The sequence below is a fragment of the Sulfuriferula sp. GW1 genome (assembly GCF_047300855.1).
Lineage (GTDB): Bacteria > Pseudomonadota > Gammaproteobacteria > Burkholderiales > Sulfuriferulaceae > Sulfuriferula.
This window is the reverse complement of the sequence record NZ_CP170197.1, coordinates 333,382-346,808: the sequence shown is the minus strand read 5'-3', so window position 1 is coordinate 346,808 and position 13,427 is coordinate 333,382. Positions and strand designations below refer to the sequence as shown.

General features: G+C 59.8%; 17 protein-coding genes. 6 read left to right on the top strand and 11 right to left on the bottom strand.

Annotated elements, in window-relative coordinates:
* Window position 1: 1 nt before the first annotated feature.
* From ACFDAU_RS01700 to ACFDAU_RS01680, 5 genes are all read right to left on the bottom strand, one after another.
* The gene (locus tag ACFDAU_RS01700) at window positions 2–1,555 is read right to left on the bottom strand and encodes a TIGR03016 family PEP-CTERM system-associated outer membrane protein (RefSeq protein ID WP_413438350.1); all 1,554 of its coding nucleotides are present in this window, start codon (window positions 1,553–1,555) and stop codon (window positions 2–4) included.
* A complete protein-coding gene (locus ACFDAU_RS01695; protein WP_413438349.1) occupies window positions 1,536–2,465 on the bottom strand; it encodes an XrtA-associated tyrosine autokinase in 930 nt (309 codons plus the stop codon). Before ACFDAU_RS01695 ends, ACFDAU_RS01700 begins: the two co-directional genes overlap by 20 nt.
* Before the next feature lie 127 nt (window positions 2,466–2,592).
* On the bottom strand, window positions 2,593–4,122 hold the full coding sequence (locus ACFDAU_RS01690; RefSeq protein WP_413438348.1) for an XrtA system polysaccharide chain length determinant: 1,530 nt from the start codon (window positions 4,120–4,122) through the stop codon (window positions 2,593–2,595).
* A 48-nt stretch (window positions 4,123–4,170) separates the two neighbouring features.
* Window positions 4,171–4,761 carry an XrtA/PEP-CTERM system exopolysaccharide export protein gene (locus tag ACFDAU_RS01685; RefSeq protein ID WP_413439482.1) on the bottom strand — a complete coding sequence of 197 codons (591 nt, stop codon included), beginning with the start codon at window positions 4,759–4,761 and terminating at the stop codon, window positions 4,171–4,173.
* Between the two features lie 377 nt (window positions 4,762–5,138).
* A complete protein-coding gene (locus ACFDAU_RS01680) occupies window positions 5,139–5,735 on the bottom strand; it encodes a 7-cyano-7-deazaguanine synthase (RefSeq protein ID WP_413438347.1) in 597 nt (198 codons plus the stop codon).
* A gap of 43 nt (window positions 5,736–5,778) precedes the next feature.
* Between ACFDAU_RS01680 and ACFDAU_RS01675 the strand changes: the two genes are divergently transcribed.
* From ACFDAU_RS01675 to ACFDAU_RS01650, 6 genes are all read left to right on the top strand, one after another.
* The gene (locus tag ACFDAU_RS01675; RefSeq protein ID WP_413438346.1) at window positions 5,779–6,150 is read left to right on the top strand and encodes a nucleotide pyrophosphohydrolase; all 372 of its coding nucleotides are present in this window, start codon (window positions 5,779–5,781) and stop codon (window positions 6,148–6,150) included.
* Window positions 6,147–6,455, top strand: coding sequence for a (2Fe-2S) ferredoxin domain-containing protein (locus ACFDAU_RS01670; RefSeq protein ID WP_413438345.1), 309 nt, complete (start codon window positions 6,147–6,149; stop codon window positions 6,453–6,455). The genes ACFDAU_RS01675 and ACFDAU_RS01670 overlap by 4 nt, the downstream gene beginning before the upstream one ends.
* 1 nt (window position 6,456) lies before the next feature.
* Window positions 6,457–7,062 carry an alpha/beta hydrolase gene (locus ACFDAU_RS01665; RefSeq protein WP_413438344.1) on the top strand — a complete coding sequence of 202 codons (606 nt, stop codon included), beginning with the start codon at window positions 6,457–6,459 and terminating at the stop codon, window positions 7,060–7,062.
* A complete protein-coding gene (locus ACFDAU_RS01660; protein WP_413438343.1) occupies window positions 7,050–7,961 on the top strand; it encodes an ATP-binding cassette domain-containing protein in 912 nt (303 codons plus the stop codon). The genes ACFDAU_RS01665 and ACFDAU_RS01660 overlap by 13 nt, the downstream gene beginning before the upstream one ends.
* On the top strand, window positions 7,958–8,749 hold the full coding sequence (locus ACFDAU_RS01655; protein WP_413438342.1) for an ABC transporter permease: 792 nt from the start codon (window positions 7,958–7,960) through the stop codon (window positions 8,747–8,749). The genes ACFDAU_RS01660 and ACFDAU_RS01655 overlap by 4 nt, the downstream gene beginning before the upstream one ends.
* Before the next feature lie 67 nt (window positions 8,750–8,816).
* Window positions 8,817–9,110: a TusE/DsrC/DsvC family sulfur relay protein gene (locus ACFDAU_RS01650; protein ID WP_413438341.1), complete on the top strand. Its 294-nt coding sequence runs from the start codon at window positions 8,817–8,819 to the stop codon at window positions 9,108–9,110.
* Window positions 9,111–9,182: 72 nt separating this feature from the next.
* On the opposite strand, the gene ACFDAU_RS01645 is transcribed toward ACFDAU_RS01650, so the two are convergent.
* The 6 genes from ACFDAU_RS01645 to ACFDAU_RS01620 all read right to left on the bottom strand — a co-directional run bounded on the left by ACFDAU_RS01645 (window position 9,183) and on the right by ACFDAU_RS01620 (window position 13,385).
* Complete coding sequence (locus ACFDAU_RS01645) at window positions 9,183–10,544, bottom strand: ATP-binding protein (protein WP_413438340.1); 1,362 nt, start codon at window positions 10,542–10,544, stop codon at window positions 9,183–9,185.
* The gene (locus ACFDAU_RS01640) at window positions 10,541–11,212 is read right to left on the bottom strand and encodes a response regulator (RefSeq protein WP_413438339.1); all 672 of its coding nucleotides are present in this window, start codon (window positions 11,210–11,212) and stop codon (window positions 10,541–10,543) included. Before ACFDAU_RS01640 ends, ACFDAU_RS01645 begins: the two co-directional genes overlap by 4 nt.
* A 26-nt stretch (window positions 11,213–11,238) precedes the next feature.
* Entirely contained in the window at window positions 11,239–11,964 is a 726-nt protein-coding gene (locus tag ACFDAU_RS01635) for a cytochrome b/b6 domain-containing protein (RefSeq protein WP_413438338.1), read from the bottom strand.
* Complete coding sequence (locus tag ACFDAU_RS01630; RefSeq protein ID WP_413438337.1) at window positions 11,936–12,424, bottom strand: diheme cytochrome c; 489 nt, start codon at window positions 12,422–12,424, stop codon at window positions 11,936–11,938. The genes ACFDAU_RS01635 and ACFDAU_RS01630 overlap by 29 nt, the downstream gene beginning before the upstream one ends.
* 38 nt (window positions 12,425–12,462) lie before the next feature.
* The gene (locus ACFDAU_RS01625; RefSeq protein ID WP_413438336.1) at window positions 12,463–12,882 is read right to left on the bottom strand and encodes a DUF1924 domain-containing protein; all 420 of its coding nucleotides are present in this window, start codon (window positions 12,880–12,882) and stop codon (window positions 12,463–12,465) included.
* A 167-nt stretch (window positions 12,883–13,049) separates the two neighbouring features.
* Window positions 13,050–13,385, bottom strand: coding sequence for a hypothetical protein (locus ACFDAU_RS01620; RefSeq protein ID WP_413438335.1), 336 nt, complete (start codon window positions 13,383–13,385; stop codon window positions 13,050–13,052).
* Between the last annotated feature and the right edge of the window lie 42 nt (window positions 13,386–13,427).

Here is a 13,427-nt window from a genome sequence, read left to right as displayed (position 1 = left end):
CCTAGAAGGTCATATTGACCAGCGCCGTGATGCTGTTTTCGGTGAAGTCATTGCCGGGCAGATTGGAGCTGCGTGCTTGATGGCGAATGAAAACGGAGCCGTTTAATTTGGGCTGGAACTGATGGGTCACGCCGCCCGAAACACTCCACAAGTTGTCCTTGCGATTGCTGGCTGGCACATCAAAACGCGTCAGATTCCCGGTCAGGCTAACCGTCGTGAACGGTGCGAAGCGCCAGTTCCATCCGGCATTGATACCCGACGATTGATCATAAGTCCCTCTGGTCTGCAAATCGCGGCGCATGCGATAGACACCCAGGTTGTAATTGCTCTTGCCCACATTCACGCCGACGCCTGCGGTAAAGTTTTTAAGAATGTAGACTTCGTTGACCAGGCTGAGGTTGGGGGTGACGACTGCTGCAGCCAGTTGACAATCTGCCGGGACCGGAGAGCCGAGCGGGATCGCCACCACAAATCCGGTGGGTGACCCGGTTGCCGGGAAATAGGAATACCCGGCCGGGATGATTTGGCATACATAATATCCTCCCAGCAATGCATAAGACAGGCTGGTGGCGCTGCTGGTAGTGAGGTCCTCGCTGTAACCGGCGCGCCAGGTGGTATGACGGGTGCGTTCGCTCAGGTCAAACGAATAGGTATTGCCAAAATACCGACGTCCATAAGTCGCCGCCACACTGGTACGGGACGTGGGCGTCCAGCTGAATCCCGCATTCCAGAAAGACCCGTCAGTTGAGCCGCTATTCAGGATGACGTAGTTATTACGCTCCACCCCCGCTGTGGCGTTCACACGAAATTTGCGCGTCAGCGCATAACCCAGCGTGGCTGAAGCGCGTTCGAATTTGGTGTCCGCGCTGGACTGGTTGTTGTTCTTGCTGTAGCTGTAATTGAGTCCCCAGAACAAATCATTGAATGATGGGCCGCTGGTCAGCGACCCTGCCACACTATCGGAAACCGTGTTGGAAATACCCTGGCTATTGTAATAAACGCCGCTCTGGCTTACCCGCAAATTGGCGTCGGCAAAGCTGTCGAAACGTTTCCTGATATAAGGGCTGATGCTGTAGGTCCCAACCGTGGTCAGGTTATTGGTCGCGTTGGTATTGCCAAACCCTACCGGTCCCAGCGCATTGATGTTTTGCTGGGAAATCGCCGTGTTTGCATCGAGAAACAGGAAATCCTTCAGCAATTCGGCGTTGGCGCCCGCATTGAGCTGGTGATTGATCGCGTTGTTATTGCTGTTGTTAAGGTAAGTCAGCGATTGCAGCGAGTAATTGGCCCTGACGCGAAGGCGCGCGCCTTCTTTACTGAATTGCACGCCCGGGCGCACCTCGGTAATGAAATCACTCTCCCTGGACTGACCGGAAGGCGCGAGGTTGACGTTATCGGTATAGCGCTCGCTCAAAGTCAGATTCGGTGTGACGGTCCAGTCGGCCGCTACAGCCGGCAAAGCGACTCCGCCCAACACTAGGGTAGGGACGAATACAACTCTCACGCCCAGGCGCGCTGCCGAATTGAGCCGCGACCTATTTTCCGTATGTGCCATAGTATCCGTAGTAGTTATCGTTACCGAGTATCGCGGTCGACTTGTTCAGCACCATGCCAATGACTTCACACGACTCAAGCTGGCTCAGCGCTTCCTTGACAGCTTCCTGCGAGGTTTTTTCTGCTTCTACCACCATCACGATCTGCCCCATGTGGGTGGCCAGAACGCTGGCTTCACTGGTGGACAGCAGTGGTGGGGAGTCAAAAATGATGACGCGATCCGGGTAGCGATTGGCCAGGTCGGCAACCAGCCGGCTCATCGCCGAACTCGCCAGCAACTCGGTGCCATGCTTGTAAGGATGGCCGGCAGTCAACAGGGAGAGTTTGGGGATGTTGGTGCGCAGCATCACCTCCGACAATTCCAGACTTGGATCCTGCAATACATCCAGCAAGCCCTTGCCGGCACGTATCCCGAGATATTCAGGCAGCCGTGGCCGCGCCACGTCGGCATCGACCAACAGCACGGTACGCTCCATTTCCGTTGCAATGCTGATTGCGAGATTGAGAGAACAGAATGATTTGCCTTCCCCGGGCAACGCACTGGTCACCATGATCAAATTGCCGTTCCTGACGGCCGCTCCGCCCTGTCCAAAGGCATTGGCCAGCAGAGGGCGCTTGATCAGGCGGAACTCCTCGGCGACCTGGCTGCGCTCCGCGTCCGGCGTGACGCCGCCCATGCGGGCCAGGCGCTTCAAATCAATCTCAACCTGCATGGAAGTCACACTGGCGCCCATGTCGCTATCAGTTGATGCCGGTGTGGTGGCGGAGGCGGCCTGGACATGTTCACGCTGCATTGCGGCCTCAATCCGGCTGGCATGATTTCCCGCAGCCGTTTTTTCTGCTGCATCTTGCGGCTGCGATACGGCACCATCATGCCCCAGCTTGTTGGCTGCTTTTTCGATAATGCTCATTTATGAACTCCCTGAATCCGACCCCTGCATACAAAATCGCAGAACATTGCAGCGCGCATGCTTGCAACGTAATCGGTGGCCTGTCTCCGAGTTATTGATTGGACGCTCCGCAGTGTTTTCATCCTGATCATCGCGCCATGAACATCTGCAGCGTCAACAGAATGCCGTAGGCGCCAATCAAACTGAAAAATGACAGCGCGTAGGCAATCAAACCTTTGCGTTTCTTTAACTTCACAGCATCGGTCTCGATCCTGGTCACCGAACCCAGCAACGGCAAACCGGTCAGTTCACGCAATACGCGCCTGTCGGTAACGGTGCGGCGCAACTGGCTGACCAGGAAGGCCACTACAATACCTGCGAGTATCCCCACCAGCGGTACCAGCGAAATCAGCAACGGGCGATTTGGCCAGGACGGCTTGAGCGGAACGCGTGGTGGATCGATCACCCGGAAATCGACAACGTCGGTTTTGCTTTCCACTTCTCCGGACAAACTCGCCGTCTCGCTACGCGCCAGCATGGCCGCGTAGTTTTCCTTATACATCCCGTAATCGCGGGTCAGCTGGGTATACTCCGCCTCGACATCGAGCGTGCTATCGACAGCTTTTTTGAGCTGGCTCAAGCGGTTCTGATATTCATCCACCCGCGCCTTAAGCGAAGCCACCGTAGCATCGGCTTCGGCGATAGCGACGGTCAACTGCTGATAGACCGGGTTGAGTGCACGACCATCGCCACTGCTCTTGATGGTTTTGGCTTCCTGTTTTTTCTGCGCTTCCAGTTCCTTGATCAGACGTTTGGTAGACACGATATCCGGATGCAGGTCGGTATAAGTGAGACGCAGGGTATCCAGGTTTTTTTGCAATGCCTGGATACGCGCATCCAGTTCAGGATTGCTTTGCGTCTGTATCGCGGCGGCGGATATCTCCGGCTCTTCATCAGCCAATTGGCTCTTGAGCTGGTTGCGGCGGTCGGTCGCTTCACGCAAATCAAGCTCCGCCTGATGCAACGCAGTCGTGGTTGCGGACAGCTTGGCGTAGTAATCGCCGCCTTCGCCCGGCATCAAACCCATGTGCTTGCGCTTGAACTCTTTCATGGCATTCTCGGTATCGATGAGTTTTTGCTCATAAACCTTGAGTTGCTCATCAATAAATTTGCGCGAAGACGAGAGATCCTTGCGGGATTTACCCAGACTGCTTTCGACGAAGATAGTCAGTAACGCCTGCACCACACGCTTGGCCAATTCGGGATGCTCATTCTGGTATGCAATGGTGTAGAGATTGTTGCCTGTGGCCGATGCCTCCATTTTGATATGGCTGGCCAGACCATCCAGCATCGCTTCAGTCTGTTGCGGCGTCTTGGCCTTGATGTCCATGTCGGTCATGCGCGCCACTTTTTCCAGATTGGGGCGGCTGACCAGGGTACGCGTCATCAGCCGGACCTGCTGATCAATATCGGGCTGGACAGTAAGCCCGCCGAGCAGCGGCTTGAGCAGGGTCTGGGTATCCACATAGACGCGCGCGGAAGCCTCAAACCGGCTGGGCAGGGTATACACCCAGAACCAGCCCGCAATCGAGACGATCCAGGCGACGATGACAATGTACCAGCGACGATGCCAGGTCGCCCGTACATAGCCCATCAACTGGTTTAGCAGTTCATCCATGTTTCCCCCTAGGGTTTTTCAGAAGTTCTTGGCAACTGAAAATTATTATCAGAAAAAGCTTTCCGGGATCACCAGCACGTCGCCCGGGAGGATGGGCACATCGGCACTGATATCACCGCCGTTGACCAGGTCATCCAGACGCACACCCAGACGCTGCTGTTTGCCATCCACGGTGCGCAGGATATAAGCCTTGTTGCCTGCCGCAAAATCGGTAATGCCGCCCACATCGATCATCAGGTCAATCAGACTCATGTGTTCGCGGTAGTTCAACGCTTGTGGCTTGGTCGCCTGACCGATCACCCGAACCTGCTGGCTGAATGGCCCGATACCGCCCGCCACGATCACGGTCACGATCGGTTCCTGAATGTATTTCGACAGCGCTTTTTCGAGATCGCGCGCCAGCTGGGTGGGCGTTTTACCGCTGGCAGGCATATCTTCCACCAGATTCATGGTCATTTTGCCGTCGGGACGCACCGGGAAAGTGCCGGAAACTTCGGGATTGCGCCAGACGAAAACATTGACGCTATCGCCGGGGCCAATCAGGTAATTCCAGTCAGCCTGTTGGGCTGTCTTGGATGGCGCCATTGGATAATTTGTCGTTGCACAGCCTGACAGACCCATCAGCACAGCCAGCAGCATTATCCACCGGAAAGAAATCAGGGGGTTGATTGCGTTCACGGTATTCCTCCCACTTATCAATTAGTTAAAAGTTTCGCCACGCATTATGCCACATGCGTAATTCTTTAATACGTATCGCAAAAGTTAAGTAGATCAAAATACAATCAGGCGAAACCGTAAGCACATTCCAAGCCAAACATCGCCATGCTTAATGTAACAATGAGTTAAATTTTTTAATTTGTTAAATGTGCACTGCCATTTCATCATTACTGACGATATGCGTTACATGATTGACGAAACGCCGACAGATCATTCCAAACAAACCCTTTCGAGCATACCAGCGTGCGATCACCGCGCACATCATCCAAAAGTGATAGTCCGACTGGTATTCACTGCATTCAATCCACACCCTCCACGCTCGCGGTCAGTAAAGCCGCCCGACGCTGCAAACATTGCGGACAATGCCCGCATGGCTTGGCATAACCCAACAGACAGCTATACGTATCGCGTAAATTTATACCCAATTTGATGGCAAGTTCAATCACCTGCACTTTATTCAGTTCAGCCAGCGGCGTGTGTACCGCAATATCGCCCAGGCTGCGCGCCAGGTTATTGAAGCCCTGTACAAACAGCGGCGACGCGCTCGAATAGGCGTCCGAGTCATCGCGATTCAGCGCCAGATGCAGGGAGGTTGCGCCGATTTGCGTGGCATAACTCATCCCCAGCGCCAGCGCGACCAGATTGCGGTGCGGCAGCGGCACATGCAGGCGTTGCGTCTGCCCGGCGCGAAAAGCGTCTCCTACCGCCGCCATGTCCAGCCGCTGCAACGGCACACCCAGCTTGTTGCTGTGAATGCTGGCGGCACGCAACTCCTCGCGGCCGGCACGCTGGCCATAATCGATGAACAGCGCATGCAATGGTGCGCCCTCGCTGTGCTTGAGATGCAGCAGGGTCACGCTATCGATGCCGCCGGAGAGCAGGACAAGTTCGGCCATGGAGAGAATGCTACACTATCCACCCGCAACAGGAGGCACGTGCATGTCTACCGATAGCATCGAGCAACTACAGGCCGAGATACGCCGCTTTGCCGAAGAACGCGACTGGCAGCCGTTTCATACACCGAAAAACCTGGCGATGGCGCTGGCGGTAGAAGCCGCCGAGCTGATGGAACATTTCCAGTGGGCCACGCCAGAACAGAGCCAGCACCCGGACCCGGTCAAACTGGCCGCCATCGGCGAAGAAATGAGCGACGTGCTGATTTATCTGGTGCGTCTGGCCGACGTGCTGGAACTGGATTTGCTCGCCGCCGCGCGCGCCAAGCTGATCCACAACGGGCAAAAATATCCCGCCGAGGCGGCGCGCGGCAACGCCAGAAAATACACCGAACTTACGCAGGACAAGCAGCCATGAGCTACTACAAACACCACGTTTTTTTCTGTACCAATCAGCGCGAAGACGGCGCCCGATGCTGCGGCGCATCCGGCGGGCAGGCCATGCGCGACTATGCCAAAAAGAAGATCAAGGCGCTGGACCTGAATGGCGAAGGCAAATGCCGCATCAACAGTGCAGGCTGCATGGACCGCTGCAGCGAAGGACCGGTACTGGTGGTGTATCCGGAAGGCACCTGGTACACCTACGTGGACGAACAGGATATTGACGAAATCATCGAACAGCATCTGCAGCACGGCCAGGTCGTCGAACGACTGAAAATCTGACGTGAAGCGCTCCAAACTGCGTATCAAAACGGCCGTCGGCAATATCGAAACGCTGGTCAACGATCCCGGCAGCGAACGGCGCGGGCTGGTCTTTATCGCCCACCCGCATCCGCTGCACGGCGGCACGCTGGACAACAAAGTGGTACAGACCCTGGCGCAGACCTGCCACGACGAAGGCTACGTCGCAGTGCGGCCGAATTTTCGCGGCGTCGGCGGCAGCGACGGCGAATACGACGGCGGACTGGGTGAAACCGACGACATGCTGGCCGTCATCGCCTTTGTGCGCGCCCAATACGCCGCGCCGCTGCCGCTCATCCTGGCCGGATTTTCCTTTGGTGCCTACGTTCAGCACCGCGTCGCGCAGCACCTTGCCCACGCCAAACTCATCCTGATCGGTCCGGCGGTGAATATGTACGATTTTGATGCGGTGCCCGCCCACACCCACGTCATTCATGGCGAACACGACGAGCTCGTGCCCCTGGCCGCCGCACAAGCCTGGGCGCAAACCAGCGGCGCGCAGCTCAGCGTGATCCACGACACCGGCCACTTCTTTCACGGCAAGCTGGCCGAACTCAAAGCGGCGGCACTGGCAGCATGCCACTCCTGAGCGCGCGCAATCTGCGCAAACGCTACGGCGACACCGAAGTGGTGCGCGGCCTCGATCTCGACATCCAGGCGGGCGAGTGCTTCGGCCTGATCGGTCCGAACGGCGCGGGCAAGACCACCACGCTGAAAATGCTGCTCGGCCTGATTGCACCCGATGACGGCAGCATCGAAATCCTCGGCGAACCGGTGCCGTTGCGGGGGCGCGAGGCGCGGCTGCGCATCGGGGTGGTGCCGCAAATGGACAACCTCGATCCGGATTTTTCGGTGCGCGAAAATCTGCTGGTGTATGGCCGCTACTTCGGCATTGCCGACAGCGTCATCCGCGCGCGCATCCCCGGCCTGCTCGAATTCGCCGGGCTGACCAGCAAGGAAAACGCCCGCATCACCACACTGTCCGGCGGCATGAAGCGGCGCCTGACGCTGGCGCGCGCGCTGGTCAACGACCCCGAGCTGATCGTGCTGGACGAACCCACCACCGGTCTCGATCCGCAGGCACGTCACGTCATCTGGCAGGGCCTGCGTCGCCTCATCAGCCAGGGCAAAACCATTTTGCTGACCACGCATTTCATGGAAGAAGCCGAACGTCTATGCGACCGGCTGGTGATACTCGACCACGGCACGGCGATTGCCAGCGGCAGTCCGCGCGACATGATCGCCGCCGAAATCGAGCCCAGCGTGATGGAAATCTATGGCGAAACCGTGGCGGACTGGGGCGCACAGCACGGCCACACACTGTGCGAACGCTTCGAGATCACCGGTGAAACGCTGTTCTGCTACACGCGTGATTGCGACCGCGTGCTGGACCAGCTGCGCGCCCAGCACAGCTTGCGCTACCTGCACCGTCCCTCCAATCTGGAAGACGTATTCCTGAAATTCACCGGACGGGAGTTGCGCGATTGAATAACCGGCACAACTTCGCCGCGCCGCGCCTGTCGCTGCGCTTCATCCCGGTGTGGCGACGCAATTTTCTGGTGTGGAAAAAGCTCGCCGGATCGAGCATTCTCGGCAATCTCGCCGACCCCATGCTCTATATGCTGGGCTTTGGCTACGGCCTCGGCAGCCTGATGCCGGAAGTCGGCGGCGCCCGCTACATCACCTTTCTGGCGGCCGGCACGGTGTGCTACTCGACCATGAACAGCGCCACCTTCGAGGTGCTCTACTCCGGCTTCTCGCGCATGCATGTACAAAAAACCTGGGATGCCATCCTCAACACACCCCTCAATCTGGACGACGTCATGCTGGCCGAGTTGACCTGGGGCGCGTCGAAAAGCCTGCTGTCCGGACTCGCCATCCTGGCGGTGATCTGGGGCATGGGGCTGCAGCAAAGCTGGCTGCTCAGTCTTTGGGTACTGCCGGTGGTCATCCTGATCGGCCTGACCTTTTCCGCAATGGGACTGGTAATGACCGCGGTGTCGCCCAGCTACGATTTTTTCATCTACTACTTCACGCTGGTAATCACACCGATGGTGCTGCTATGCGGGGTGTTCTACCCGGTGGACCGGCTGCCTGATTTTCTCCAGATAGCCGCTGCCTGGCTGCCGTTGTCGCACGCCATCGACCTGGTACGCCCGTTGATCCTTGGCCGCATCCCGACGTATATTGCCGGACATGTGGCGGCGCTCGCCACTTGGGGCCTGCTGAGTTACTGGCTGGCGCTGGGGCTCACCCGACGTCGACTGCTCAAATAGCACGGCCACGCCTGATCCTTGGGCAATGATATAAACTGTTCGAACAACGAAAACACAGGAGGCTGAAATGGATATTCCGCAACGTGATGGGGATGGCTATCTGACCGACATGAGCGCGTGGACGCCGGAAATCGCCCGCGCGATGGCCGCAGCTGACGACTTTGAACTGTCCGATGTGCAGTGGGAGCAGATCATGAAAGCCCGCGAATATTACGAGGAATGCAACTCGGTGCCGCCGGTCCGGAAATTCGCCAAATACATCGAGATAGACCAAAAAGAACTGTTCAAAATCTGGATGACCGGCCCGATGAAACCCATCACCAAATACGGTGGCCTGCCCAAGCCCACCGGCTGCGTTTGATCTGTCGGGGCCACCCCGCTAACGCCGCAACGCGTCCAGAAACCGCTGCCCCGCCTCAGCCAATGAAAACACTCACACGGTTCCGACATTCGCCTGACCGATGACACGAACGGCGAGGCCGCCCAGTTCCGCCGAAGTCTCGACCTGCAGATCCAGCCGGTGCACCGCTGCGATGCGTCGCACGATCGACCAGCCCAGTCCGCTGCCGCTCTCACTGCTGCCAGGTACTCTGAAGAACCGCTCACCCAACCTGTTCCGGTCGGCCTCGGCCAGACCCGGCCCACTGTCTTCAACGCTCAACACGACACGCCCGGCCTGCCGCTGCACGCTCACCTTCACTTGCGCTGACGCCGGGCTGTATCTCACTGCGTTGTCGACCAGATTGCGCACCAGAACCGTGAGCAGCGTCTCATTGCCTGGAACGCTGCAGGACTCAGTAGCTTCGAATTCCAGCGTTTGATGTTTGGCAAGCGCTTTCGGCACCAGTTCGGCCACGACGCGTTGGGTCAACGCGCTCAGATCGACGTCCGCCATGGCGGGGGCCGCAACGGCTTCCAGCCTGGACAAGGTCAGCAATTGCTCCACCAGTCGCGTGGCGCGATCGCAGCCCTCCAGCGTGTTTTTAAGCGCGTGTGTGCGCCGCGCATCGTCGGTTTCTCCCAGCGCCACTTGCGCCTGGGCGCGGATAGCCGCGATCGGCGTGCGCAGTTCGTGCGCGGCATCTGCCGTGAAGCGGCGTTCGGATTCCAGCAGCGTGCCAATGCGCTCGAACAGACCGTTCAGGGCGTTGACCATCGGCGCCATCTCCGAGGTTATGCCGTCGAACGCGACCGGATGCAGTGCCTGCGGTTGGCGCTCAGCCAGTGCACGCCCGAGCCGGCGCATGGGTGCGACGCCGCGGTATACCGCCCACCACACCGCCAACGCCAGTAGCGGCAGCGCCACGACCATCGGCCACAGCGTGCTGCGCAGCACGGCCCACAGAATCGAGTCCCGCGAACTCGCCTGCTCGCCCACGTACACCTGCACGTCGCGCTCGGCCCCGTAGGCCGCAAATACACGCCACGCAATGCCTTTGATCTGCACTGTCGCGAAGCCGGTCTTGATGTCCTTGCCGGATTCGACCATTGGTGTGACCGGCGCGTTGGCCGAGCGCAGCACCAGGCGACCCTCGTGGAAAACCTGGAACGCCACCTTGGGCGCATAACGGTGCAATGTGGGCGTATCAATGCCGGGGCCGTCGTCCTCTACCTCGCGCGTCTGCTGCACCACCAGCAGCGCAGCCGCCTGTGCCAGGTGGCTATCGAGCAGCTCGTCGAGCTCGTGGCGCGCGTCAAACCAGGTCTTCGCCGCGGTGACCAGCCAGACGCCCACCACCACGGCGAGTACCAGCGCGAGCAGCCGGCCTTGCAGCGAACCAGACGGTTTGATCATGATTTCGGTAAGTCGCGCAGCAGAATATAGCCGACGCCGCGCACGGTCTGGATCAGTGCAGCGCCAAGCTTGCGTCGCAGATTGTGGATATGCACCTCGACAGCGTTGCTTTCCACCTCCTGGCCCCAGCTGTAGAGATGCTGTTCGAGCTGTTCACGCGAGAGTACACGGTCGGCGTTGAGCATGAACGCGTGCAGAAGGTCAAACTCCCGCGTCGACAGCATGACGGGCTCGCCCGCCTGTCGCACGGAGCGGGCCGCCGGATCGAGAACGACATCCTGCACGGTCAGGCACTCCTGCGGCTGGCCGTGTGCACGACGAATCAGCGCGCGCAGCCGTGCGGCAAGTTCGTGCAGATCCACCGGCTTGACCACATAGTCGTCGGCGCCGACGTCGAGTCCGCGGATACGGTCGGGCACTGCGTCACGCGCGGTCAGCACCAGCACCGGCAGCGTGACGCCGGCGCGGCGGACGGCAGCCAGCACCTCCATGCCATCCATCAGCGGCAGCCCGAGGTCGAGCACCGCGGCCGCATAAGGCTGGGCGCGCAACTCGCGCTCTGCGGCCTCGCCGTTGCGCACCCAGTCCACCTGGAAACCGAGCTGCCGCAGACCGGCGCGTAGGCCGTCACCTAGCAGCGGATCGTCTTCGGCGAGCAGGATATGCATGGCGTGGATTGTCTCATGAAGCATGCTCAGCGATCATGCTTCCCGACCGTTGCCGATGCCGAGGTCCGGTCGGCGAAGCCAGCGCCCGACGGTGCGCTTTGCCACTGCGTCCACCAAAAACCCAGCACCGCCACCAGCATCAACACGGCCACGCTGCGCCAGGGGCGGCGAATACCTTGCTCCGGCAGGCCCGGCTTGCGCCCGTTGATCATTGAACCCACCAAATTCTCCCGGTGCAGCCAGCTGCTGAGCAACACACCGGCAACGTGCACGCCGATGACAGCCAGCATCACGTTGGCTGCCGCCTCGTGCACCTCTTCCAGCCACTCGCCTGCGATGTCGTTGTAGGTGGCCCAGCCCGATGCAGTGACGGCCAGTGTCAGGCCCAGCAGGGCCACGATGGCCAGCGCACCGGCCGGGTTGTGACCTGTGTAGTGCTCGGGCTGGCCGCGCAGCAACGCACCGAGATAGCGCGCCACCGCCCTGGGGCCGCGCACGAAGGTCGAAAAGCGCGCATAACGGGTACCCATCAGGCCCCAGACAATGCGAAAGCCCACCAGACCCGCCATCGTGTAGCCCAGCGACACATGCAGCAGCCGCCAGCGCTCGCTCTCGGCGGTGAGATAGGCACCGGCAAAACTCAGCACCATGAGCCAGTGGAAGACACGAACCGGAACATCCCAGACCAGGATTTTGCGGCTTCCCGGTGCGTTGACAGGGGTGTTAGCGGGGGATACGGACAAATCGTTCATTGAAATCTCCTTGGTCGGATCGGGTATGGCAGGCGGCACAGTTGGAAGCGCTCTTTACTGACGGCCGCTTCCAGGCAGCCGCGGGCACCTCGTCGTGCTGGCGGACGAACCACGCCGAACGGGTGATGCGATCCTCTGGGGGCGCTTCGCGCACGCGCCCATAAGTGCCGGCGTAGGCGGTGAGCCAAGTCGCGAGTTGCTTCACCGTTGCCGGATCAAGTGAGGCATCCGTGCCGTAATGGTGCGGCAGGGTGTGCATCACCCGCTGCCAGGAGGCAGCCGGCAGCATGCCGGGCGGGTAAGCCACGTGGCAGGCGGCGCATTCCTGCTGATACTTGGGCAACAGCGGCACCCGTGCAGCGCGCTGTTCGTCATCGGCTGCGGCCGGGTGGTTGATAGCGATGGCGACGAGCAAGCCAAACAGCGCTTGTTGGGCATGGGAGCGAAGTCGAAACGGCATGGCGGATTCTCCTGATAGCGTGGATGAAGTGCGGCGCATCATGGCTTGAGCGTCAGCAGCCAGCTCAACACGTCCGCCTTCTCGGCGGCAGTGCATTCGCGGCCCACGACGTCATTGCAATTGCGGCGGAACCATTTCTCGGTCCTGGCCGCGTCGGTGAAGCGCTCGGGGTTGAAGGCCGGCGCCAGCGCGCCGATGGTCTTACCGGTCGACGCATGCTTGCCGGTCTTGGTGGGCACTGCGCCATGGCACGAGGCGCAACCCCATTCGCGGCCGTGGTGGGCGGTGAAGAACTGCTGGCCACGGGCAGGCACGGCAGGCGAACCGGCCTGGGCGGTATAGCCAGACAACAATGCCGACGGGGTGGCCGCCTGGGCGACAGGCGCGAGAGCGGCAGCCGCCAGCCCGACGGCGGCGATAGATCGAAGCAGGGATTGATGCAGGGATAATAGATTCATGGCAACTCCTTTGTTGCCATGTTGCGGCCGAAAGCTTAAGGCTTTCTTAAGCGGGGCTGTGCGTCCCCGGACTCGCTCAAGCTGCGGTGGCTAGCGGCTTGTCGGACTGAAGGTTGGTGTCACCCTCAGATGCATCGCACGCGATGCAGCTGCCGGACACGGGCATGTTACAGCGCGTCGCGAAACCGCTGCCCCGCCTCAACCAGTTCGGCCTTGAGCGCAGCACGGCGGTCCACATCCTCGCCGCAAGCCTCGTCCAGCAGCCGCAAGGCATCGGCTTCAAAGGACGCAAACGCCACCCGCACCTTATCCGGATCGAGCTGCCGCGAATGTTGCGCTGGTGTCGCCGGCACCGGCGCGCCGATCGGCCGCAACACCGCATAACGCGGGATCACGCGCTGACCACTACCGTCCTCTGCCGCGGCTAGCAGCGGGCTGATTTTGGTATAGGCCTTGCCATCGAATTCGAACTGCGCGCCGAGCGGGATATGGGGGAATTTCATGGTTTACACTCTCGTCATCAAGAATTGCGCATCAATACAATA